At 63.7% G+C, this 23,117-nt stretch carries 20 protein-coding genes and 1 pseudogene; 13 read left to right on the top strand and 8 right to left on the bottom strand.

What is annotated here, in order from left to right; all coding sequences use genetic code 11:
- The first annotated feature begins 284 nt into the window (after positions 1 to 284).
- The 5 genes and pseudogenes from KY379_RS23355 to KY379_RS23335 all read left to right on the top strand — a co-directional run bounded on the left by KY379_RS23355 (position 285) and on the right by KY379_RS23335 (position 5,023).
- The gene (locus KY379_RS23355) at positions 285 to 1,595 is read left to right on the top strand and encodes a C4-dicarboxylate transporter DctA (protein ID WP_133328536.1); all 1,311 of its coding nucleotides are present in this window, start codon (positions 285 to 287) and stop codon (positions 1,593 to 1,595) included.
- A 43-nt stretch (positions 1,596 to 1,638) separates the two neighbouring features.
- A complete protein-coding gene (locus KY379_RS23350; RefSeq protein ID WP_133328538.1) occupies positions 1,639 to 2,346 on the top strand; it encodes a FadR/GntR family transcriptional regulator in 708 nt (235 codons plus the stop codon).
- A gap of 15 nt (positions 2,347 to 2,361) precedes the next feature.
- On the top strand, positions 2,362 to 3,036 hold the full coding sequence (locus tag KY379_RS23345; protein WP_133328540.1) for a GntR family transcriptional regulator: 675 nt from the start codon (positions 2,362 to 2,364) through the stop codon (positions 3,034 to 3,036).
- 53 nt (positions 3,037 to 3,089) lie between these two features.
- A pseudogene (locus tag KY379_RS23340) lies at positions 3,090 to 4,117 on the top strand (hypothetical protein).
- Between the two features lie 120 nt (positions 4,118 to 4,237).
- On the top strand, positions 4,238 to 5,023 hold the full coding sequence (locus KY379_RS23335) for a sulfite exporter TauE/SafE family protein (RefSeq protein ID WP_133328544.1): 786 nt from the start codon (positions 4,238 to 4,240) through the stop codon (positions 5,021 to 5,023).
- Positions 5,024 to 5,033: 10 nt separating this feature from the next.
- Here KY379_RS23335 and KY379_RS23330 read toward each other — a convergent pair whose 3' ends face one another.
- On the bottom strand, positions 5,034 to 5,573 hold the full coding sequence (locus KY379_RS23330; RefSeq protein WP_261241529.1) for a histidine phosphatase family protein: 540 nt from the start codon (positions 5,571 to 5,573) through the stop codon (positions 5,034 to 5,036).
- Positions 5,574 to 5,701: 128 nt separating this feature from the next.
- On the opposite strand from KY379_RS23330, the gene KY379_RS23325 reads away from it, so the two are divergent.
- Positions 5,702 to 6,295 (top strand): biliverdin-producing heme oxygenase, encoded by a 594-nt coding sequence (locus KY379_RS23325; RefSeq protein ID WP_261241530.1) that lies wholly within the window; start codon positions 5,702 to 5,704, stop codon positions 6,293 to 6,295.
- On the opposite strand, the gene KY379_RS23320 is transcribed toward KY379_RS23325, so the two are convergent.
- Positions 6,296 to 8,530 (bottom strand): TonB-dependent siderophore receptor, encoded by a 2,235-nt coding sequence (locus KY379_RS23320; RefSeq protein ID WP_261241531.1) that lies wholly within the window; start codon positions 8,528 to 8,530, stop codon positions 6,296 to 6,298.
- Between the two features lie 295 nt (positions 8,531 to 8,825).
- On the opposite strand from KY379_RS23320, the gene KY379_RS23315 reads away from it, so the two are divergent.
- Positions 8,826 to 9,146 (top strand): transcriptional regulator, encoded by a 321-nt coding sequence (locus KY379_RS23315; protein WP_261241532.1) that lies wholly within the window; start codon positions 8,826 to 8,828, stop codon positions 9,144 to 9,146.
- Positions 9,133 to 9,447 (top strand): helix-turn-helix domain-containing protein, encoded by a 315-nt coding sequence (locus tag KY379_RS23310; RefSeq protein ID WP_133328552.1) that lies wholly within the window; start codon positions 9,133 to 9,135, stop codon positions 9,445 to 9,447. The genes KY379_RS23315 and KY379_RS23310 overlap by 14 nt, the downstream gene beginning before the upstream one ends.
- 61 nt (positions 9,448 to 9,508) lie before the next feature.
- Here the strand turns inward: KY379_RS23310 and KY379_RS23305 are convergent, their stop codons facing one another.
- From KY379_RS23305 to KY379_RS23285, 5 genes are all read right to left on the bottom strand, one after another.
- Positions 9,509 to 11,323, bottom strand: coding sequence for an ABC transporter ATP-binding protein/permease (locus KY379_RS23305; RefSeq protein WP_261241533.1), 1,815 nt, complete (start codon positions 11,321 to 11,323; stop codon positions 9,509 to 9,511).
- A gap of 130 nt (positions 11,324 to 11,453) precedes the next feature.
- A complete protein-coding gene (locus KY379_RS23300; RefSeq protein ID WP_133328556.1) occupies positions 11,454 to 11,657 on the bottom strand; it encodes a formate dehydrogenase subunit delta in 204 nt (67 codons plus the stop codon).
- A complete protein-coding gene (fdhF, locus tag KY379_RS23295) occupies positions 11,654 to 14,524 on the bottom strand; it encodes a formate dehydrogenase subunit alpha (protein WP_196172117.1) in 2,871 nt (956 codons plus the stop codon). The genes KY379_RS23300 and fdhF overlap by 4 nt, the downstream gene beginning before the upstream one ends.
- The gene (locus tag KY379_RS23290; RefSeq protein ID WP_133328560.1) at positions 14,521 to 16,080 is read right to left on the bottom strand and encodes a formate dehydrogenase beta subunit; all 1,560 of its coding nucleotides are present in this window, start codon (positions 16,078 to 16,080) and stop codon (positions 14,521 to 14,523) included. The genes fdhF and KY379_RS23290 overlap by 4 nt, the downstream gene beginning before the upstream one ends.
- Positions 16,074 to 16,556 carry a formate dehydrogenase subunit gamma gene (locus KY379_RS23285; protein ID WP_133328562.1) on the bottom strand — a complete coding sequence of 161 codons (483 nt, stop codon included), beginning with the start codon at positions 16,554 to 16,556 and terminating at the stop codon, positions 16,074 to 16,076. The genes KY379_RS23290 and KY379_RS23285 overlap by 7 nt, the downstream gene beginning before the upstream one ends.
- A 357-nt stretch (positions 16,557 to 16,913) precedes the next feature.
- Between KY379_RS23285 and KY379_RS23280 the strand changes: the two genes are divergently transcribed.
- The 4 genes from KY379_RS23280 (at position 16,914) to KY379_RS23265 (ending at position 20,374) form a co-directional block, all read left to right on the top strand.
- On the top strand, positions 16,914 to 18,653 hold the full coding sequence (locus tag KY379_RS23280; RefSeq protein WP_261241546.1) for a copper resistance system multicopper oxidase: 1,740 nt from the start codon (positions 16,914 to 16,916) through the stop codon (positions 18,651 to 18,653).
- A 14-nt stretch (positions 18,654 to 18,667) separates the two neighbouring features.
- Positions 18,668 to 18,991: a hypothetical protein gene (locus KY379_RS23275; RefSeq protein WP_261241534.1), complete on the top strand. Its 324-nt coding sequence runs from the start codon at positions 18,668 to 18,670 to the stop codon at positions 18,989 to 18,991.
- The gene (locus KY379_RS23270) at positions 18,981 to 19,895 is read left to right on the top strand and encodes a copper resistance protein B (RefSeq protein ID WP_261241535.1); all 915 of its coding nucleotides are present in this window, start codon (positions 18,981 to 18,983) and stop codon (positions 19,893 to 19,895) included. Before KY379_RS23275 ends, KY379_RS23270 begins: the two co-directional genes overlap by 11 nt.
- Positions 19,896 to 20,068: 173 nt before the next feature.
- The gene (locus KY379_RS23265) at positions 20,069 to 20,374 is read left to right on the top strand and encodes a hypothetical protein (protein ID WP_133328570.1); all 306 of its coding nucleotides are present in this window, start codon (positions 20,069 to 20,071) and stop codon (positions 20,372 to 20,374) included.
- Between the two features lie 242 nt (positions 20,375 to 20,616).
- Here KY379_RS23265 and KY379_RS23260 read toward each other — a convergent pair whose 3' ends face one another.
- Positions 20,617 to 21,531: a LysR family transcriptional regulator gene (locus KY379_RS23260; protein ID WP_133328572.1), complete on the bottom strand. Its 915-nt coding sequence runs from the start codon at positions 21,529 to 21,531 to the stop codon at positions 20,617 to 20,619.
- Between the two features lie 206 nt (positions 21,532 to 21,737).
- Between KY379_RS23260 and KY379_RS23255 the strand changes: the two genes are divergently transcribed.
- Positions 21,738 to 23,075, top strand: coding sequence for a nucleobase:cation symporter-2 family protein (locus KY379_RS23255; protein WP_261241536.1), 1,338 nt, complete (start codon positions 21,738 to 21,740; stop codon positions 23,073 to 23,075).
- Positions 23,076 to 23,117: the final 42 nt, after the last annotated feature.

Genomic DNA, 23,117 nt, shown 5'->3' with positions numbered 1-23,117 from the left:
TCGCCATGGTCCTGGCAAGCTGCTTGCACAGCGGTGAGTCGGGGCCTGGCCCCAGGCGCAATTTCATTCATTGCAGCTCGCGCCGCGTGCACCGGCTTAGAGCCGTTGCACCGTCAGTGCACCACAACTGGTCAGACCGGTAAGGCCAAAAACCCTTGCAAGTCGGTTTTTTTCGCGGTTTTATGACTGCGCGCTGAACAAACCGGTAAGACCACAATAATTAAGTCCTGCGCTCTTTCGCCCGTGCGGCACCGAAGCAAGGACACCGACCAGAGACCACTCCCATGCTCAAATGGTGCTCGCGTTCGATCTTCCTGCAAGTCGTGCTGGGCCTTGCCCTCGGCATTGCCTGCGGCCTCAGCTTCCCCGACCTCTCCCTGCAGCTCAAACCCCTGGGCGATGGCTTCATCAAACTGATCAAGATGCTCATCGGGCTGATCGTGTTCTGTGTGGTGGTCAGCGGTATCTCCGGTGCCGGCGACTTGAAGAAGGTCGGGCGTATCGGCCTGAAATCGGTGATCTACTTCGAAGTGCTCACCACCCTGGCTCTGGTGATCGGCCTGGTATTCGCCTTCACCAGTGGCATCGGCAGCGGCGCCAACATCCATCTGGACCAACTGTCCAGCGCCGACGCCAGCAGCCTGGCCGAACGTGGCCAGCACATCCATGGCGCCTCCGCCTTCTTCATGGACCTGATTCCGAATTCGGTAGTCGGTGCCTTTGCCGACAACAACATCCTCCAGGTGCTGCTGTTCTCGGTGCTGTTCGGCAGCGCCCTGAACCTGGTCGGCGACTCGGCCGCCGGCATCTCGCGGTTGATCAACGAACTCAGCCACGTGGTGTTCCGCATCATGGGCATGATCGTGCGCCTGGCGCCGATCGGTGTGTTCGGCGCCATCGCTTTCACCACCAGCAAGTACGGCCTGGAATCGCTGCAGCACCTTGGCGGCCTGGTGGCGCTGTTCTACCTGACCTGCGCCGGCTTCGTGCTGATCATCCTCGGCACGGTGATGCGCCTGTCCGGCCTCAAGCTGCTGCCCTTCATCAAGTACCTGCGCGAGGAGCTGACCATCGTCCTCGGTACCGCCTCGTCCGATGCCGTGCTGCCACAGATCATGCGTAAACTCGAGCACCTGGGCATCGGCAGCTCCACAGTCGGCCTGGTGATCCCCACCGGCTACTCGTTCAACCTCGACGGGTTCTCGATTTACCTGACCCTGGCCATCGTGTTCATCGCCAACGCCACCGGTACGCCGCTTGAGATGACCGACCTGCTGACCATCCTTCTGGTGTCGCTGGTGACTTCCAAAGGGGCCCACGGCATCCCAGGCTCGGCCCTGGTGATTCTCGCCGCGACCCTGACCGCCGTCCCCGCCATACCGGTGGTGGGCCTGGTCCTGGTACTGGCGGTGGACTGGTTCATGGGCATCGGCCGGGCGCTGACCAATCTGATCGGCAACTGCGTCGCCACCGTGGCCATCGCCCGCTGGGAGAAGGACATCGATCTGGAGCGTGCGCACAACGTGCTCGATGGCAAGCCGGGCTTCGCCCACACGCCACGTAAGCAGGGCAATGCCCAACAACAGGAATTCTGACCGAAGCCGGCCGGCGCCAGCGCCGGTCACCCAGGAGCACACCGTGATCAGCTCATCGACCGTCGTCAATTCAGTGGTGGAAAAACTGCGCAAGGCCCTCGCCCGTGGGCAATGGCGCAGCGGTGACATGCTGCCCGGCCAGCGCGAGCTGGCCGAACAATTGGGCATCAGCCGCCCCAGCCTGCGCGAAGCGGTGATCGTGCTGGAAACCCTCGGCCTGGTGCGTTCGCTACCGGGCAAGGGGGTGCTGGTGCTCGATGCCGAGCCGGCCGGGTCCGACGCGCCCAGCCACGAGGCCAGCGCCGCCGCCAGCCTGGCCGACGTACTGGAGCTGCGCTACACCCTCGAACCCTTCATCGTCGGCCTGGTGGCGCAGTCGGCCAACAGCCAGGACATCGGTCAGTTGCGCCTGATCCTGATGGACATGCGCGAAGCCCTAGAAGCCGAGGACAGCGAGGCCGGCGTCACGGCCTACATCGCCTTCCACGAGGGGTTATTCGCTTTGACCAGCAACCCGATCTTCCAAAGCGTGGTGCAGCAGACCGGCAACGCGCTCAAGCAGAGCGCCGAGATGCTGCGCAACTCACCGGAGCATCTGACCGCACGCCTGCGCGAGAACGAAGCGGTAGTGCGCGCCATCCGTGAGCGCAACAGCGCCCAGGCCAGTGCCCAGATGCGCAAGCATATTCTTGCCGAAGGCTTGCGCATGGGCATCGAATTGAACGTTCCCGACGAACAGCCAGGCCTCTAGGACAGGACCGCGACCATGACCGCCCACGCCGCCCCTCACCTGCCCGCCCTGCTGGCCGCAGGCGAAACCCGCCTGTCGGCCGAGCAGATCTACCCGCGCCTGTTCGATGCCATCCTCGAACAACGCCTGCCGCCCGGTAGCCTGTTGCCCGAACAGGCCCTGGGCAACGCCTTCGGTGTCAGCCGCACGGTCATCCGCCGCGTGCTCGGGCGCCTGTCGGACCAGCAGGTGGTGGTGCAACGTCCCAGCCACACGGCGCACCTGGCCGTGCCCGACGTCCAGCAGGCTCGCCAGGTGCTCAGTGCCAGGCGCCTGACCGAGACCACCTTGATCGGCCTGGCTGCGCAACGCGCACGGCCCGCGCAGATCCGCCAGCTGCGTCAACTGGTGGAACGCGAACGCCAGCACCATCAACGCGGTGAGCGCTGCGCGGCCATACGCCTGGGCGGCGAATTTCACCTCAAGCTCGCCCAGGTCGCGGCCAATGCGCCGCTGGCACGGTTTCTCAATGGTCTGGTGCCCATGACCTCACTGATCATCGCCCGCTACGAATCGCCCTGTTGCGACCACTGCGCGTGGCAAGAGCATGCGGCAATCATCGATGCCGTGGAAGCCGGCGACGAACACGCAGCCCTCGACCTGATGAACCAACACCTCGACCGTCTGGAGGCCAAGCTCGTGCTTGGCTAGCCTCCACCCTATACTCCGATGACCACCCGCCTCTACTTTCAGGAGGCCGTCGAGTGAGTACGCGATTGCCGATCCTGTTCTGCCTCCTGCTGGCCGTGGGCGGCTGCGCCAGCAAGCGCCCACCCCCTCCGCCACCACCCGCAGTGCTGACCCCGGCCATGTGGCAGCGCATCGACCAGGAACTGATCGAAGCCTCGGTTGGCGCTGCAGGCTCGGCCAACGACTATGCGCGGCGCTCGATGCGGGTCTGGAAAGAACAGGTCCAGCAACGCACCGAAAGCGACTTCATCCCCTGGTTCACCGGCTACTGGACCCAGCAATGGCTGACATTGAAAGTGGCCTGGTACAAGCTCGACAGCGGCAAAGGCCGTGAACCGGCGGAGAAACGCCTGGCGCTCTACCTGCAGGAGCAATACCACGAGCGGGTGATCGAACCAGTGGCCGAGCAGATCAACCCAGAGGGCATCCGCGAGCGCGCCAGCGAGTTGTACGTGCAGTTGTTCGGCCAACAACTGCCGGCCATCATCCAGCGCTACAACGCGCCAGCCGACCAGGTCAGCCAACGCCTCGCACGGATACCGGCCATTGCCCTGGGCCCACCGGCTGCGCGTGACGCCAGCCTCTACCAGTTACTGCGGGCCAAGCCACTGGTTCAGCTCCCGGCCTGGTCGGCGTTGCGTGAGCACTTGCATCAACAGGCGGCCAAGGGCCCAGGGCAAACTGACGTCGGCCTGTCCTCGGTGGCCACCCGCGCCAGCGAGAAGCTCGGCTCCACCCTGGCTCCGCGCGGTATCGCCAGCGCCGTGGCAAGTGCGGTGGGCAAAGTGGCCGGAGCGATGATTTCGATCGCCACCGCCGGCTACGGCATGCTCAGCCACGACCGCGAACATCCGCAGATGGTCGAGCAGTTACGGGTGATCCTCAACGTCGCACTGAACCAGGAGTGGCGCGAACTCATGGAAAACCGCCAGAGCGGTGCCATGGCCGGGGTGTACTACCTGTCAGGGCAGGTAGAGGACAGCTGGCCAGCCGCCCCCGGCCTGCGCAGGAACAACCGTTGCTGATTCGCCTGCCACCCTAGGCGCCGTTTGAGCGACTTGCCTCGGTTATAACCTAATAACGAACAAGTCTATTTGGCTATAAAAAAACCTATATGCTGCTTGCATCCGATAACGGGCAAAGCTGGGCAGTCGAGTAGCGTATGGATGTAGGTTCTTTCGGTTTCACCATTGCCGGTCTGGTGGTGGGTTTCATCGTCGGCATGACCGGTGTGGGCGGCGGCTCGCTGATGACACCGATCCTGCTCTGGTTTGGTATCAACCCCGCGACTGCCGTGGGCACCGACCTGCTCTACGCCGCCATCACCAAGGCCAGTGGGGTCTGGGTGCATGGACGCAACAAGAACATCGACTGGAAGATCACCGGCTACCTTAGCCTGGGCAGCGTGCCTGCCGCAGCGCTCACCCTGTGGTTTCTCAGCACCTTGCACACCGATACCTCGGCGCTCAACGCGATCATCAAGCAAGGCCTGGCAGCGGTGTTGATCCTCACTGCCCTGGCGATCCTGTTCAAATCACGCCTGCAGGCCTTCGCCAACCGCCATGCCGGCGACCATTATCACCTCAGCGACCGCACCCTCAATGCGCTGACGGTACTCACCGGCGTGGTGCTTGGCATCATGGTCACGTTGACCTCCATCGGTGCCGGTGCCCTGGGGACCGTAGCCCTGTTCCTGCTATACCCGTTCCTGCAAACCCGACGCCTGGTCGGCACCGAGATCGCCCACGCCGTACCATTGACCCTGGTCGCAGGCCTGGGCCATGCCGGCATGGGCAATCTGGATTGGTCCCTGCTGGGTTACCTGCTGCTCGGCTCTCTGCCCGGCATCTACCTGGGCAGCCACCTGACCGGACGCATTTCCGACCGTGTACTACGGCCTTGCCTGGCCGGAATGCTGCTGCTGATCGGCTATAAACTGGCGTTCTGAACGCCGTCTCTCATGCCAGGCGCAGACGCCACTGCCCGGTATGGCTCAGGCACACCCGAGACAGTGGCAGCACGTCGATACGCGCCTGCGTGGCCAGCGGCGCGCCCAGCACCTCGACCAACACAGCGCGGATGACCCACGGATGGGTCACCGCCAGCCAGTCTCCCCGCTCTTCGAATGCACCTAGCCAGGTCGTCACCCGCTGACGCAGTTCGGCGAACGACTCACCGCCGTGGGGGTTGCTGCAAGGGTCGCCCAGCCACTGCGCCAGCGCCTCGGGCTGTTCGGCCTGCAATTGCTTGAGTGCCAGCCCCTGCCAGCTTCCCAAGTCGCAATCGGCCAGCGCCGACTCCAGCCGAACGGGCGAGCCCAGCAACGCAGCAGTCTCCTGGGCCCGTCGCTCTGGCGCACTGAGCACCTTGACCGAGGCATCGTGAGACCACGGCAGTGCTGCCAGCGGCAGGATCGTATCGTGCCGGCTCGAAAGGTAGCCGGTACGCTGGGCATCGGTCAGGGCGTGGCAGATCAGGGTAAGGTGCAGTGGTTTCATCGCTGGGGCTTTTCGCACAGGGGCAGCCGACTCGTTTACCACGGGCTGGCAATTTTGTCGCGGCCAGCGCGGAACACTGCGGTAGGATGCCACTCCAAACTAGGCAGATTGCCAGCAGAGCCCGATCGATGTCGACCCGCACTACTCCCGCCCCCTCCCCCTTGCTGCTTGCCCTGCGTACGGGCACCCATGACTGCCATAAGGCCCTGGAGAGGCGCCTGCCGTTTTTCCGCGAAGGCTTCGACACGCACGCTTACCGTCGTCTGTTGGCGGCCTACTACGGCTTCCATGCGCCACTGGAGTTACGCCTTGGCCAATACCTGGCTGGCGAACGGCTCAAGTCGCCGGCGCTGGTTCGCGATCTCTTGGCCTTGGGCCTCAGCGAGGCAGACATCGATGGCTTGCCGTTGTGCCAAACCCTTCCGAGCATCGATGACGCGGCCCGCGCGCTGGGCGTGATGTACGTGATGGAAGGCTCGACCTTGGGCGGCCAGGTCTTGAAGCGGGCCATGACCGAACGCCTGGGGCTCGGTCCCGACGACGGCACAGGCTTTCTCGATGTGTACGGGACGATGACCGGCAGCTACTGGCGAGCCTTTCTCGAGCAGCTCGGGCAAGCCCCGAGCGCACCGGCAGAACAGGCCGCCACGGTGCAGGCGGCCATCGACACGTTCTGCTGCTTCGAGCGGTGGCTGGAGCGCTGTGGGGTCCTGCTCCGATGATCAGAAGGAAATATTCAACGCGGCGAACACCGCCCGCCCAGGCTGGTTATAGGTGTTGGCACCCGAACTGCTGGCGTTGCCGCCGCGCAGGATCTGCTTGTCGAACACGTTGTTCACCCCGACCCGCACGTCATAGTTGGCGTTGAACTTGTACCCTGCGCTCAGATCCACCAGGCCATAGGCCTCGACGTCCTGCTGCGCGGCCTCGTCATAGTCTTCCTGGGTGCGATAGTTGTAGGTCGGCGACTTCTGCTTACCGTAATAGGTGCCAGCGACCTGGAACGACAGCTTGTCGGTGGCGCGCCAGTCCAGGGTGGTATTGACCGTGTACTCAGGGATCACCGACAGCGGCTCGCCGGTCTCGCGGTTGTCGTTGTCGAGCATCCAGGTCAGGTTGGTATTCCAGTCCAGGGTCGGGGTCAGTTCCATGAAGAAGTTGCCCTCGATGCCCTCGACCCGTGCCTTACCGGCGTTTTCCCATTGGGTCACGCGGCGGCCGCTGTTGATCGCATAAAGCACGTCGGTGCCGCCGATGATCTTGTTCTGATAATCGTTGCGGAAGTAGGTGGCGCTGGTACGCCAGGTGCCGCGGTCGTACAGCAGGCCGATTTCCTTGTTCACGCTGATCTCCGGCTTGAGGTCGGCGTTGCCTTGCAGGTAGCAACCGCCGGAGTTGGTCTGCTGCACGCTGCAGCCGTTACCCCGGCTGTACAACAGGTAATTGGGGTTGGACTGGTACAGGTTCGGCACCTTGTAGGCCCGGGCGATGCCGCCCTTGAAAGTCAGGGCCTCGGTGATCTTGTGGGAGAGATTCAAGCTCGGGCTGAAGTTGTCGCCGAAGGTCTCGTGATGGTCGAAACGCAGGCCGGGGGTGATGGTGGTGTCACCGAGGATGATGTTGTCCTCGGCGAACAACGCGTAGCTTCTGGCGGTCATCTTCGAATCGCTACGGTCGAAGCCGCTGATGACGTCATCGCCACCCCCGCTGGGATCGAAGCTCTGCGGGCGGAACGAGCCCTGGTCGTTGAGCGACTCATAGAGGTACTCGCCGCCCAGGGTCAGCACGTGCTCGCTGCTGCCCATGGCGAACGGCAGGTTGACCTCGCTGGAGAGACGGGTGTTGCGCAGACGCGACATGGCCGCACCGCTGTCGTTGATCGCACCCTCCGGACCACCGGCCAAGCCTTCGTTGAGGCGCCAGTTGCGCACGTACTCGTAGGCCAGGGTGGACTTGCTGGAACCCCAGGTGAAGTCGCCCAGATGGGTCAGGTCGTAGGTACTGCGCTGCATCACGTTGGTCTCCTTGCCGTACAGGCTGGAGATCAGGTCGATGTTGCTGCCACCGTTGCTGTTCATGGTGTCGCCGGCGTAGATATTGCCTTGGCGGCTATAGCCGGCGCTGGCTTCGAGGCGATGCTCGTCGTTGAGCCTCCAGCTCAGCAGGCCGTTGATATCCTTGTTGCGCACGCCCTCGCGCCCGGCAGACAGGGCGCTGTTGGCGTGGCTGGCGTTGATGTCCAGGTCATCGGCATCGGTCTTGGCCAGGCCACCGTACAGACGGAAACCGAGGTTGTCGGTGAGCCCACCGCCGAGGTTGAAGTTGGCCCGGCGGCTGGCACCCTCGGCACTGTCTTGCGGCATCTGGGTGTAGAAGGTGACGTTGCCTTTGAGCTCATCGGTTGGGCGTTTGGTGATGATGTTGACCACCCCGCCCATGGCGCCGGAGCCATAGCGCGCCGCTGCCGGCCCCCGCAGGATCTCGATGCGCTCGACCGCCTCGGCTGGCACCCAGTTGGTCTCGCCACGGGTGTCGCGGTCGCCGTTCCAGCCGTAGCGCACCGCATTGCGGGCGCTGGAGGGTTTGCCGTCGATGAGGATCAGGGTGTTCTCCGGCCCCATGCCGCGCAGGTCGATCTGGCGGTTGTTGCCACGCGCACCGCTGGCGCTGTTGCCGGTGAGGTTGACCCCCGGTTCGCGGCGGATGAGGTCGGACAGATCGTTGGCAGGCGGATGACGCTTGATGTCCTCGGCGGTGATGATCGACGAACCCAGGGCCTGACGTGCTTCGCGCTCGGCGGTGACCAGGGTGTCCTGGATCACCAGCGCATTATCGGCCACTGGCAGTTCCAGTACCTCGCCAGAAACAGCTGGCTGGCCCTCGGCTGCCAGCACGGCAGGCGAGGTCAGCGCGAAGAGGGCCAGGGCCAGGCGATTGGGTGAGGTTCTGGGTTGCATCGGTACATCTCCTAGAAAGGTGAGCAAAGGCAAGATCCGTCTGCGCAGCCGGAAAGCCCTCGCCCTCCGACCTCTCAAGCACAGCTTGGGGAGTCACTAGGGATGGTGAATATAGTCATTCTCAAATGGGTTTAAATCTTATTTACGAAGTTTACATATCCGACCTGGAAATTGACCGTTTCTTACATGGCAGGTGAAGCCTTCCCCTCTTTGGTAACCCCGAGCCACACATTTACGCTTCTTCATCCGGAAGCGGTCGAGCAAAATACCTACGTCAAAGACGTAGGTATGCAGTATGCTGACGATTATCGAAGCGCCAATTTTCTCCAGGCAATGGCCAGATTACTGGACCACAGAGGAACATGGAGCCTTCATGGCCTATCTTGCGAATGATCCTGAGGCCGGCGTGGTCATTCCGGGCTCTGGCGGGTGCCGCAAGCTGCGCTGGAGCCTCGACGGCCAAGGCAAACGGGGAGCGGTTCGAGTGATCTACACTGCCCAGTTGGCAAACGGTGCCCTGGTTGCATTGCTCATCTATTGCAAGACCGCCACAGAGAACATACCCGCGCATGTGCTGCGCAAAATTGCCAAGGAGCTCAACTATGCCCCTGACTGAAAAGCAACTGATGACGCGCGATGCCACGCGTAATATTGGCGAAGAACTGCTCGAATCGATCCGCGACATCAAAGCCGGTCACTATGGAGCGGTGCACCAGGTAGAAGTCACCAAGGCCGCCGAAGCCCGTAGTAGAACCGGCCTATCCCAAGTCAAATTCGCCGAATTGCTAGGCGTTTCGGTCCGTACCCTGCAGGAATGGGAGCAGGGCCGTCGCATGCCGTCCGGCGCCGCGCGATCGCTGCTGCATATTGCCGTCTCGCGCCCAGATGTCTTTCGCGAGGTACTTCAGGACCGCTGAGGGCTGCACCAGGGGTTCAATCACGACATCTTCGCCGCGTTCATCGCCGACAGTCCTTGCGCTAGGCCAGCACCTCGTCCGACCGCTGCGACTGGAAAACCCAACCGCCTTGGCCATCCACCTCCAGGCGATGGGTATGGAAGCCGGCGAGTGTGCTTCGATGACCGATGCTCACCAGCAACGTGTCCGGCATTTCACTGCGCAGCAGCGAGTAAAGGGTGTGCTCGAGCCCTTCATCCATGGCCGAGGTGGATTCGTCGAGAAACACCATTTGCGGTCGGTTGAACAGTACCCGGGCGAATGCCAGACGCTGCTGCTCGCCGATCGACAGCACATGGGACCAGTCGCAGTTCTGCGTCAGGCGATCGGCCAGGTGGGCCAGATTGACCTGACGCAAGGCTTGGCGCATACGCCCATCGTCCTGGGTCGTGGGCTCGGCCGGGTAGGCGATCGCGGTGCGCAAGTCGCCCAGCGGCAGGTAGGGACGTTGGGAAAGAAACAGCGACCGATGGCCGGTCGGGCGCTTCACCTCCCCTTCAGCGTAGGGCCAGAGCCCCGCCAGCGCTCGCAGCAACGTGGTCTTGCCGCTGCCCGACGGGCCTTTGATCAACAGCGCCTGGCCGGCCTGCAGGTCCAGCTCCAGGCCGGCGATCAGGCGCTGGCCATCCGGGCGCGAAACCTGTAGCTGACGGATGTGCAAGGCCTGCGGCTGGTCTTCGGTGCTGACGTGTGGCAATGCACCCGCCTGGTGGTTGGCATCGAGGAAGCCGGTCAAACGATCAAGCGTTGCGCGGTATTGGGCAAAGGCGTCGTAGGACTCTCGGAAGAACGATAACGAATCCTGCACCTGGCCAAAGGCCTGGGAGGTCTGCATCACATCCCCCAGCTTGATCGCCCCGCTGAAAAAGCGCGGCGCCTGGAGAATGAACGGAAACACCACTGCCATCTGGCTGATACCCAGGTTGAAGCCTTCGAACTTCAGGCCCCGGTACACCAAGGCCCAGGCATTGGCGATCAGCGCGGCAAAACGGCCGAGCAAGGTTCCTCGCTCGACTGCCGCACCTTGGTAGAAGGCAATGTTCTCGGCGTTCTCGCGCAGGCGCATCAGCGCATAACGGAAGTTGGCGGTGAGCTTCTCATTGAGGAAGTTCAGGCGGATCAACGGCCGCCCGAGCCGGAAGGCGATCCAGGTCGCCACCAGTACGTAGAGGTAGACCGCGAACACCATCGCCCGTGGAATCTCCGTTCCGGCAACCATCAGCGGTGCCGACAGCCCCCAGAGAATGCCGGTGAAGGCCACCAGCGACACCAGCGCACTGACCGCACCGAGGGCCAGGCTCACCGAGCCGGTGACGAAGGCATTGACGTCGAGTTCGATACGTTGGTCGGGGTTGTCCACCGGCTCGGCGACGAACTGTCCGCGGTAATAGGCGTCGCCGCGCATCCAGTCGGCGGTCAAGCGCTCGGTCAGCCAGGTCCGCCAACGGATATTGAACGCCTGGGTCATGTAGGCGGTGAACAACGAGCGTCCGACGTGGATGGTCGCCAGCACCCCGAACACCCCAAGCAGGTACCAGAAGGCTTTCTGGTCCAAGGCCTGCAAGGCGCTGTAGAAGCCGTTGTACCAGAATGAGAACAGCACGTTCAGGCGCACGGCGAACAGCGTCAGTACCAGCAGCAGGGCGAACGCCAGCAAGGGCCGCCAACTGCGGCGGAAACTGAAATACGGCCCGGCCAGTTGCCAGAACTGCCCGCCCCAACGGGTGAAGCGCACGGCCAGGGTGGCGGCGGCGAGGAAAGCGACGAAGGTGATGAGTGTGGCGACTGCCAGCCAGCTCAGGCTCTCTTGCAGGGCCTGGTGCCAGTTCATGTCCATGGGTGTCATCCGCAGCGAGTGATTTCGCGAGCGTAGCACCGGGGTGAAGTGGCAAACATGACGGACATTTCATTTTTCCGGGTCGTCCCTTTCGCGGGTAAACCCGCGAGAGGGACCGGTCAGGCAAAGTTCAGCTCAACGCCTCCAATACCTTGGGGTCCACCCCCTGCCCCGTATTGGCCTCGACCCACTCACCCAGTTGCCGGCGCATCGCCGGCGTCCAGAAGCTCTGCAGGTGCTGGCGTATTCCCTGCACCGCCAGCGCATGGTCCGGCTCGCTATCGAAATAGTGAGCGATCTGGTTGGCCATCTTGACCAGGTTCTCGCTGCTCATCGGCGTACCTCGGCTTTTTCTTCGGTACGACGTTCCTTGAGCAAGCGCCGCTGTTCATCACTGAAGTCCTGATAGCGCTGCTGCCATTGCGACGGCTGGAACACTTTCACCACCTCCACCGCGGTGACCTTGTATTCCGGGCAGTTGGTCGCCCAGTCGGAGTTGTCGGTGGTGATCACGTTGGCCCCAGACTCAGGGAAGTGGAACGTGGTGTAGACCACCCCCGGTGCCACCCGCGCACTGACCTTGGCACGTAGCACGGTCTGCCCGGCACGGCTGCCGATGCCGACCCAGTCGCCGTCAACGATGCCACGGCTCTCGGCGTCGCTGGGGTGGATCTCCAGGCGGTCAGCGTCATGCCAGGCGACATTGCCGGTGCGTCGGGTCTGCGCGCCGACGTTGTACTGACTGAGGATGCGCCCGGTGGTGAGCAGCAGCGGATAGCGGCTGTTGACCTTTTCGTCGGTGGGCACGTAGCCGGTCAGCATGAAACGCCCCTTGCCACGCACGAACTGCTCGATGTGCATGGTCGGTGTACCGTCCGGTGCGGCGTCGTTGCAGGGCCATTGCAGGCTGCCGTGACGATCGAGTTCGGCGTAGCTGACACGTTTGAAGGTCGGGGTCAGGCGCGCGATCTCGTCCATGATCTCGGACGGATGGCGGTAGTTCATCGGGTAGCCCAGGGCATTGGCCAGGGCCACGGTCGCCTCCCAGTCGGCCTTGCCGGCCAGCGGTTGCATGACCTTGCGCACCCGCGAGATGCGTCGTTCGGCGTTGGTGAAGGTACCATCCTTCTCGAGGAACGAGCTGCCCGGCAGGAATACGTGGGCGAACTTGGCCGTCTCGTTGAGGAAGATGTCCTGCACCACCACGCACTCCATCGCCAACAGTGCGGCGGTGACGTGCTGGGTGTTGGGGTCGCTCTGGGCGATGTCCTCGCCCTGGCAGTAAAGCGCCTTGAAACTGCCGTCGAGCGCGGCCTCGAACATGTTGGGGATCCGCAGACCCGGATCGGGCTGCAGGGTAACGCCCCAGGCCTGCTCGAACTCGGCACGCACGCCCTCGTTGGAGATGTGTCGGTAGCCCGGCAACTCGTGGGGGAACGAGCCCATGTCGCACGAGCCCTGCACGTTGTTCTGTCCGCGCAGCGGATTCACCCCTACCCCTTCACGGCCGACGTTGCCGGTGGCCATGGCCAGGTTGGCGATACCCATCACCGCGGTACTGCCCTGGCTGTGTTCGGTCACGCCCAGCCCATAGTAGATGGCCGCGTTGCCACCAGTGGCGTACAGCCGCGCCGCAGCGCGGATCTGCTCGGCAGGAACGCCGCACACCGGTCCCAGTACCTCGGGGGCGTTTTCCGGCAGTGCGACGAAATCACGCCAGCGGGCAAAGTCCTCACCTTCGCAGCGCGCATCGATGAAGTGCTGAGCCAGCAGGCCTTCACTGACGATCACGTGGGCCAGGGCGTTGAGCATGGCGACGTTGGTGCCAGGGCGCAGTTGCAGGTGCAGCTCGGCGCGGGCGTGTGGCGAGTCGACCAGGTCGATACGCCGTGGATCGATGACCACCAGCCGCGCGCCCTCACGCAGACGGCGCTTGAGTTGCGAGGCGAACACCGGGTGGGCGTCGGTCGGGTTGGCGCCGATCACCAGGATCACGTCGGCCTGCATCACCGAGTCGAAACTCTGGGTACCGGCAGACTCGCCGAGGGTCTGTTTCAGGCCATAGCCGGTAGGCGAATGGCAGACCCGCGCGCAGGTGTCGACGTTGTTGTTGCCGAACGCCGTGCGCACCAGCTTCTGGACCAGGTAGGCCTCTTCGTTGGTGCAGCGGCTGGAGGTGATGCCGCCGATCGAATCACGCCCGTACTTGAGCTGGATACGGCGGAACTCGCTGGCGGCGTAGGTCACGGCCTCGTCCCAGCTGACCTCCTGCCAAGGGTCTTCCAAGCGCTTGCGGATCATCGGTTTGGTGATGCGGTCGGGGTGCGTCGCATAGCCCCAGGCGAAACGACCTTTGACGCAGGCGTGACCATGGTTGGCGCCGCCGTTCTTGTCCGGGACCATACGCACCAACTGGTCGCCCTTCATCTCGGCGCGGAACGAGCAGCCGACACCGCAATAGGCGCAGGTGGTGATCACAGCCCGCTCGGGCTGGCCGATCTGGATCAGGCTCTTCTCGCTGAGGGTCGCAGTCGGGCAGGCCTGCACACAGGCACCGCAGGATACGCACTCGGAGGAAAGGAAATCATCACCTCCGGCCGCCGCCACCCGCGACTCGAAGCCGCGCCCGGTAATGGTCAGGGCGAAGGTGCCCTGGATGTCTTCGCAGGCGCGCACGCAGCGGCTGCAGACGATGCATTTGCTCGGCTCATAGTCGAAGTACGGGTTGGACACGTCCTTCTGTTCGGCCAGGTGATTGGCGCCGTCATAGCCATACCGCACCTCGCGCAGGCCGACCTGGCCAGCGACGGTCTGCAGCTCGCAGTTGCCGTTGGCCGAGCAGGTCAGGCAGTCCAGCGGGTGGTCGGAGATGTACAACTCCATGACATTACGTCGCAGGTCGGCCAGGCGCGGCGTTTGCGTGCGCACCACCATGCCTTCGCTGACCGGCGTGGTACATGAAGCCGGGTAGCCGCGCATGCCGTCGATCTCGACCATGCACATGCGGCACGAACCAAAGGCTTCCAGGCTGTCGGTGGCGCACAGTTTGGGGATGCTGGTGCCGAGCAGCGCCGCGGCGCGCATCACCGAGGTGCCGGCCGGCACGCTGATGCTGCGGCCATCGATGTTCAGGTTGACCTGCACGTCGCTGTCACGGGCCGGCGTGCCCAGGTCGGTCTGGGGGTCGAAATAATTGATCACTGCGCGGCCTCCTTGGTGGTCAGGCCAAAATCGGCGGGGAAATACTTCAGTGCGCTGGCCACCGGATAGGCGGTCATACCGCCCATGGCGCACAGCGAGCCGTACTGCATGGTGTCGCACAGGTCGCGCAGCAGCAGGGCCTGGTCATGACGCTCAGCCAGATCGTCGCTGGCGATCAAGCGATCCACCACCTCCATGCCCCGGGTCGAGCCGATGCGGCACGGCGTGCACTTGCCACAGGACTCCTCGGCGCAGAACTGCAGGGCAAAGCGGGCCATGCTGGCCATGTTCAAAGTGTCGTCGGCCACCACCACGCCGCCGTGCCCGAGCATCGCACCGATGGCGGCGAAGGCCTCGTAGTCCAGTGGTGTATCGAAATGGCTCGGTGGCACCCAGGCGCCCAGCGGGCCACCCACTTGTGCGGCTTTCAGCGGCCGGCCGCTGGCAGTGCCGCCGCCATAGTCTTCGACCAGCTCGCGCAGGGTCAGGCCAAAGGCGCGCTCCACCAGACCGCCATGGCGGATGTTGCCGGCCAGCTGGAACGGCATGGTACCCAGCGAACGGCCCATGCCGAAGTCACGGTAGTACGCCGCGCCCTTGGCCAGGATGATCGGCACCGAGGCCAGGGTGAGCACGTTGTGCACCAGCGTCGGCTGCCCGAACAGGCCTTCGAGCGCCGGCAGCGGGGGCTTGGCGCGAACGATGCCACGCTTGCCTTCGAGCGATTCGAGCAGCGCGGTTTCCTCGCCGCAGATGTAGGCGCCGGCCCCTACCCGCACTTCCAGGTCGAAGGCCTGGCCGCTGCCGGCGACATCGCGGCCCAGGTAGCCGGCGTCGCGCGCGATCACCAGGGCCTGTTCGAGCGCGTGGATCGCATCGGGGTATTCCGAGCGCACGTAGATGTAGCCTTTGTCGGCACCGACCGCGAGGCCGGCGATGATCATCCCCTCGATGAGCAGGAAGGGGTCGCCTTCCATCAACATGCGGTCGGCAAAGGTGCCGGAATCGCCTTCGTCGGCGTTGCACACCACGTATTTCTGCCCGGCCACGGCGTCACGCACGGTGCGCCACTTGATGCCGGCTGGAAACGCCGCGCCGCCACGCCCACGCAAGCCTGAATCGAGCACGGCGGCGACCACCTCGGTGCCGCTCTGGGCAACAGCATTTGCCAGACCGGCGAAGCCGCCATGGGCGCGGTAGTCCTCCAGCGACAGCGGCCGGGTGATGCCGGCGCGGGCGAACAGCAGGCGCTGCTGACTCTTGAGGTAGGGAATCTGTTCTACCGGCCCCAGCGCCAAAGAGTGGCCGCCTGGCTGGCCGCTCAACGCATCGAGCAGCCCCGGCACGTCTTGCGCAGTGACCGGGCCAAAGCCCATCCGACCTTCCGCGCTGTCACATTCCACCAGCGGCTCCAGCCAGTACAGGCCGCGCGAACTGGTGCGCTGGATATCGAGAGGCAACTGACGCCGCTCGGCTTCGCGCTGCAAGGCGCTGGCGACCTGGTCGGCGCCCACCGCACGGGCGACTGAATCGCAGGCAATGAACACCTTCAGCATGCTTCGTCCTCCAGACAAGCGTTAACCAGCTCACGCAGGCGCTCGGGGGTCAGGCGCGCATGGACCTGGCCGTCCAGTTCCAGCGCCGGCGAGCAGGCACAGGCGCCCAGGCAGTAAACCGGCCGCAGGCTGATGGCCCCATCGGCGCTGGTGCCGTGATCGTCCAGCACCAGTTGTTCACGCAGCTGCGCGGCCAGCGCCTCGCTGCCACGGCTCTGGCAGGATTCGGCGCGGCACAGACGCAGGGTGTGGCGAGCAGGTGGTTGGGTGCGGAAGTCGTGATAGAAGCTGATCACCCCGCGGACTTCGGCGAGGCTGAGGTTCAGGGCATGGGCGATATCGCCCACAGCGGCATCGGGAATGAAACCGATGGCATCCTGGATGGCGTGAAGGATCGGCAACAAAGCGCCGGGCTTGCTCTTCTCTCGGTCGAGGATGAGCTGGATTTCTGGCAGGTACAGCAATTCATCAGGCATACAGCGGACCTCGGCATCACGGACCCTGCCTGAATTGTTGTGGAGGGCAGGTATCCGGCGTGTTCTGCTGCGGCACGCTGGTCACGTCACGGATACGTGGTAGCGGCCTCCTTGCACCTGGCCGTGCGTCTGCGCGCACTGGGTCCAGGGGCATCGAGTAAGCATGGCACTTGTATGGCCGAAAGGTTGTGTGCGAGCGACCAAGCGCATCCTGAAACCGACCAGAGCATCGGCGAAGATCAACGTGCCTGCAGTGGTCCGAACCGGCTGATGCCCTGACGATCTGCTCCCAGCTGACAGAAAAGTAATGCAGCCTTCAGCTGGCTGACAGCCTACCCCGCTTAGCCTGGGTCCGATCTGCACCTACCAGCGAATGGACACCAGGGCAGGTACAGCACCACCACACGACGCCGTTTCGTCAAAGGCCTGGCCGCTACCGGCCTGTTGACGGGCCTGGGACTATGGCGCACGCCAGTCTGGGCCCTGACCAGCCCTGGCCAGCCGACCGTGCTGAGCGGCAGTGACTTCGATCTGTTCATCGATCAGTTACCGGTCAACATCACCGGTGCCGCGCGCACCGCCATGGCCGTCAACGGCGGATTGCCCGGGCCGACGCTACGCTGGCGTGAAGGTGACACCGTGACCCTGCGCGTGCACAACCGCTTGCGCCAGGACACCTCCATCCACTGGCACGGCATCCTGCTGCCGGCCAACATGGACGGCGTGCCTGGCCTGAGCTTCCACGGCATCGCCCCGGATGGCCTGTACGAATACCGCTTCCAGGTCCGCCAGAGCGGCACCTACTGGTACCACAGCCATTCGGGACTGCAGGAGCAGCTCGGCGTGTATGGCGCGCTGGTGATCGATGCCAAGGTGCCCGAGCCCTTCAGCTACGAGCGCGACTATGTGGTGCTGCTGAGCGACTGGACCGACGAAGACCCGGCACGGGTCATGGCCAAGCTCAAGAAGCAGTCCGACTACTACAACCAGCACAAGCGCACACTGTTCGATTTCGTCGAAGACGTCAGCGACAAGGGCTGGGCCGCGACCCTCGCCGATCGCAAGATGTGGGCCGAAATGAACATGAGCCCCACCGACCTCGCCGACGTGAGCGGCGCTACCTACACTTACCTGATGAATGGCCAGGCCCCTGATGGCAACTGGACCGGCCTCTTCACCCCAGGCGAGAAAGTCCGCCTGCGACTGATCAACGCCTCGGCCATGACCTACTTCGACGTCCGTATTCCGGGGTTGAAAATGACTGTGGTCGCTGCAGATGGCCAGCACGTGGAGCCGGTGTCGGTCGATGAGCTGCGCATCGCCGTGGCGGAAACCTACGACGTCATCGTCGAGCCGCAAGACGCCCAGGCCTACACCCTGTTCGCGCAATCCATGGACCGCACCGGCTACGCCCGCGGCACCCTGGCTACCCAGCCAGGCTTGCAAGCCCCGGTGCCAGCGCTCGACCCACGCCCGCTGCTGTCGATGAGCGACATGGGTATGGATCACGGCGACATGGCAGGCATGGACCACAGCCAGATGGCCGGCATGGAGCATGGCGACATGGGCGCCATGCAGTCCCACCCGGATTCGGAGAACGGCAACCCGCTGGTCGACATGCAGACGATGAACCCAACGGCCAAGCTCGACGACCCGGGTATCGGGCTACGGGACAACGGCCGCCGCGTTCTGACCTATGCGGACCTGCGCAGCGCCTTCGAGGATCCCGATGGCCGAGCTCCGGGCCGCACTCTCGAACTGCACCTTACCGGCCACATGGAGAAGTTCGCCTGGTCCTTCGACGGCATCAAGTTCTCCGATGCCGAACCGCTGCGCCTGCGCTACGGCGAGCGCCTGCGCATCACCCTGGTCAACGACACCATGATGACCCACCCCATTCACCTCCATGGCATGTGGAGTGATCTGGAAGACGAACACGGCAACTTCAAGGTTCGTAAGCACACGATCGACATGCCACCCGGCTCGAAACGCAGCTACCGCGTGACAGCGGATGCGCTGGGTCGTTGGGCCTATCACTGCCACCTGCTGTTCCACATGGAAATGGGCATGTTTCGAGAAGTCCGTGTGGACGAATGAACGGGAGATCCGAGATGAGCAAGCCAAGCGCACGTACTACCTTCTGCATGTCTGCCGCCCTGTTGGGCCTGCTGCTGGTGCAAGCCCCGGCGGCGTGGTCAGCCGACGCCACCCAGCCCGCCGAGCAAGCTGCACCGACAGCCCAACCCAACGCCGACGGCAAAGCCGCGATGGGCAAGCATGGCGCCATGCAGGGGATGGGCCATGGGTCCATGAAAGGCATGGATCATGATGCGATGAAGGGCATGGACCATGACGCCATGCAGGGCATGGATCACCGCAAGATGATGGAGTCGCAGGGCACCGACAAAGCACAGGCAGGGAAAGATGGCCAATAGCCTGGCACGGCCCTCGCTGCTGGCGCTGTCGGTGTGCCTCGGCACATTGAGTGCAACGCCGCACGTGGCGGCGCAGCCCATGGATCATTCGGCGATGGGGCACGAGTCGATGCAGATGGACCATGGCAGCATGGAAGGGATGGACCATTCCGGCATGCCCCCTGCCCCAGCGGCCGATGCTGCCACGAGCACCAGCCGCACGCCGATCCCGGTATTGACCGACGCCGACCGCCAAGCCGCCTTTCCACCGCTGGGCGGCCACCAGGTTCATGACCGCGCGCTCAACAGCTTTTTCCTGCTCGACCAGCTCGAATATCAGGATGCCGACGGAGGCAGCGCCCTGGCCTGGAAAGCCGAGGGGTGGATTGGCGGTGATGTCGACCGGCTCTGGTTGCGCAGCGAAGGTGAACGCACCGCAGGCGTCACCGAGGATGCCGAGCTACAGGTGCTGTATGGGCACGCCGTGAGCCCGTGGTGGGACGTGCTGGCCGGGGTTCGCCAGGACTTCAAGCCAGGCTCGCCACAAACCTGGGCCACATTCGGTGTCCAGGGCATGGCCCTTTATGGGTTCGAAGTCGAAGCCAGCGCATTCATCGGTGAAAACGGCCAGACCGCCGCGCGGCTGGAGGGAGAGTACGACATCCTTCTGACCAACCGTCTGATCCTGCAACCGACCTTCGAAGCCAACCTGTATGGCCGCAACGATCCGGCACGCGGGGTCGGTTCGGGCCTGGCCAATACCGAGGTCGGGCTGCGCTTGCGATACGAAATCGTCCGCCAGTTCGCGCCTTACATCGGCGTTACCTGGGGTCGGTCTTACGGCAAGACGGCGGATTTCGTCCGCGACGAAGACGGGGATGTCGAAGAAGCGCGATTCGTTGCAGGCATTCGCATGTGGTTTTGATCCCGCCACTGAGGGTCCAGCGCCTTGATCATGGCGTTTGGTGCTCCAAATGCCGGGCCGGGGGTGGTTCACGCGTTTGGTCTGAAACTGCCCACCGCCAATGGATCGAGCGCTGACAGCGAGGAATCTCAATTGAACACAGAACTTCCTGTGTCCACTTGAGGTACGCGATCATGGCTAACGATCAAGACAATGGCAGAACCCAGGGCGATCATGTCCGGACTGACAAGGGTGATGCGGGCCAGAAAGGACGCCAAGGCTCCGGCGAGGACATGTCCCAGGGACAACAGGGCGGTCGGCAATCTGGGCAGAAGCCCGAAGACGGGATGAACAAGGATTGGCAGCAAACCTCGGAAACCGAGCGGCAAGGTGGGCATGCCGGTGGCAATCAGCGCGACTCGCAAAAGCCTGCGGATGAGGGCCGCATGGGTGGCCAGCACACGCCGGGCGGTAACCAGCCGCAGGACAAGGACCGCTGATCCCCGCGCGCTTGGCAGCGAGGCGGCGCGAGCTGACTCGGTGCTGAGTGGGCGATGAGACGCCGGTTGTGAAAAAAGCTGAGAATCACGGGATCGGGACTTTTCTTTCACTCATTTTTCACACCCGATGGGAGAACCTAGCCCTATCCCTACGTGTGATAGACCTTGCCCGCCTCGGCGGGCTTTCTTTTGTCTGGCGTTTGGGCTTTTATCAATAGCTCGCATAGGGCTCTGTCCAACCCTCACAAAGTCGTCGACCTCCCCAGCCGATCCAACTCGAACACCTTGCTGCGCTGCAGGCACTCGCGCAGGTAACTCGCCGCAGGCCCCGGTTGGCGCTTGCGATGCCACAGCAGGTCGACACCCACCAGCCAATCGGTGTGGGGGTAAGCCTCCAGTTGCAGTTCCACCAGTTGCCCAGTCGCCAACTCGCGCTGCACCAACTGGCGCGGCAGCGTAGCCCAGCCGAGCCCACCGCGAACCATTTCCACCAGCGCCAGGTAGCTCTCTGCCCGCCACACTTGACCGGCGCGCAGGTACTCGCTGCTCGGCAGCTTTTCGGCATGGGCGAAGAACGCCAACCGGCGATGGGCGTTGAGGTCGGCGAAGCTCACCGGGGACTGTCGCGCCAGGGCGAAATCAGGGTGGCAGACGTGGGTCATGATCAGCTTGCCTAGCTGCTGAAAGCCAAGTTCGGCGGGGTAGTCGGGCTGCGCGAAGGTCACCCCGAGATCGGCTTCACCGGTCAGGATCATTTCGCTGACATCGCCGTGCACCGGGTGGCGAATCAGCAAATCCACGAACGCAAACGCTGCGTCGAAGTCCTTTAAAGGCGGTATCAGCGGGCCATACGGCACTTCGATTGCCAGGGTCAGCGCCGCTTCCACCTCGCCCGCCAGGCTGTCGGCGCTGCCCTCCAGAGCGTAACAGCGCTCCAGAATACCCTCTGCCCGCAAAAGCAGTTTCTGCCCAGCGGCGGTCAAGCTGGGAATACGGCTGGAGCGATCGAACAGCTGCACCCCCAGGTCGGTTTCCAGGTTGCCGATGGCAGCACTCACGGTCGACTGCGTACGGCCCAGCCTGCGCGCTGCAGCAGAGAACGAGCCAGCCTGCACGGCACTGACGAAGACCTGCAACTGCTCCAGAGAAAAGCGCATCACCTGATCCTGTTCACGTCGATCGATCCATCGATATTAGCGATGGTTAATCATTTGCTCCATCGCTGATTTCACAGGATTCTGCCGCCAGACATCAGCGACAGCTGCCCCGCTTTCCTGCGCTGCCTGTCACTCCGGGCGCCACAACAAGAAAAAGAGCCGCACACCAGGCTGCACTTCAGGCTGCACTTCAGGAGAGTCACGACATGAGCCAACCTCTGATCCATCCAGTGGACGAAGTACTGCCCCCACGGGAGCTGTTCACCTTCGGCCTGCAGCACGTGCTGGTGATGTATGCCGGCGCCGTCGCCGTACCACTGATTCTGGGCAGCGCCCTCGGGCTGACCCAGGCCCAAGTGGTCACACTGATCAACGCCAACCTGCTCACCTCGGGCATCGCCACTCTGATCCAGACCCTCGGCTTGTGGCGCTTCGGCGCGCGCCTGCCGCTGATCCAGGGCTGTTCGTTCATTGCCTTGGCGCCGATGATCATGATCGGCAAGGAGTTCGGGCTACCCCACGTCTTCGGAGCGGTCATCGCCGCCGGAGCACTGACGATTGCCATCGCGCCATTGTTCAGCCGCCTGCTGCGCTTCTTCCCGCCCGTGGTGATCGGCAGCCTGATCACGGTCATTGGCATCTCGCTGATGCCGGCGGCGGCCATCTGGCTCGGCGGTGGCCAACCTGGGTCGGCAGATTTCGGCAAACCGGCCAATCTGATGCTGGGCATGGCCACGGTGGCCTTGACCCTGGTGATCCATGCACGCTTTCGCGGTTTTATCGGCAATCTCAGCGTGCTGCTGGGGCTGATCGTCGGCAGCCTGGTGGCGGCGGCCTGCGGCATGACCGACTTCAGCCGGGTGGGCGATGCAGCGTGGTTCGAGCTCAGCGCGCCCATGGCGTTCGGGGTGCCTGAATTCGCCTTCACGCCAGTGCTGATCATGCTCCTGGCGATGCTGGTAATCATGGCCGAGACCACCGGCAACTGCCTGGCCATCGGCAAATTGACCGGCAAACCCACCGACCAGCGCACCCTTGGCAACGCCTTCCGCGCCGATGGTCTGTCGACCATGCTGGGGGGCGTGTTCAACAGCTTCCCTTACAACGCCTTCACGCAGAACACCGGTTTGATAGCGCTTTCCCGGGTCAAGAGCCGCTTCGTGGTCGCCGCCGCAGGCGCAATCATGGTGCTGATGGGATTGTTCCCCAAGCTCGGCGCACTGATCGCCAGCGTGCCGACGCCGGTGCTCGGCGGCTGCGCCATCGTGATGTTCGGCATGACCACCGTGGCCGGCATTCAGGAGCTGGCGCGGGTGCGCTTCGAGGGCACCCGCAACGGCCTGATCGTGGCGGTATCGGTCAGCATCGGCGTATTGCCCATGTCGATGCCGGCGCTGTTCGAGCATGTCAGCGGCCCCCTGAAGCTGGTGCTGGAAAGCGGCATCTTCCTCGCCGCGGTCAGCGCCATCCTGCTCAACCTGCTGCTCAACCGCGAGCCCGACGCCCATCGGCAGGACGCCGTCGATACCAGCCCGATCAAGTGAGCCTTTTTTCACGCGCGCCGCTGGCGCGCTTTCCACTGCCTC

The sequence above is a fragment of the Pseudomonas sp. HD6422 genome (assembly GCF_025377065.1).
GTDB classification, from domain to species: domain Bacteria; phylum Pseudomonadota; class Gammaproteobacteria; order Pseudomonadales; family Pseudomonadaceae; genus Aquipseudomonas; species Aquipseudomonas putida_U.
Note: the sequence above shows the minus strand (reverse complement) of the source record. Positions and strands in the feature narration are given on the sequence as shown.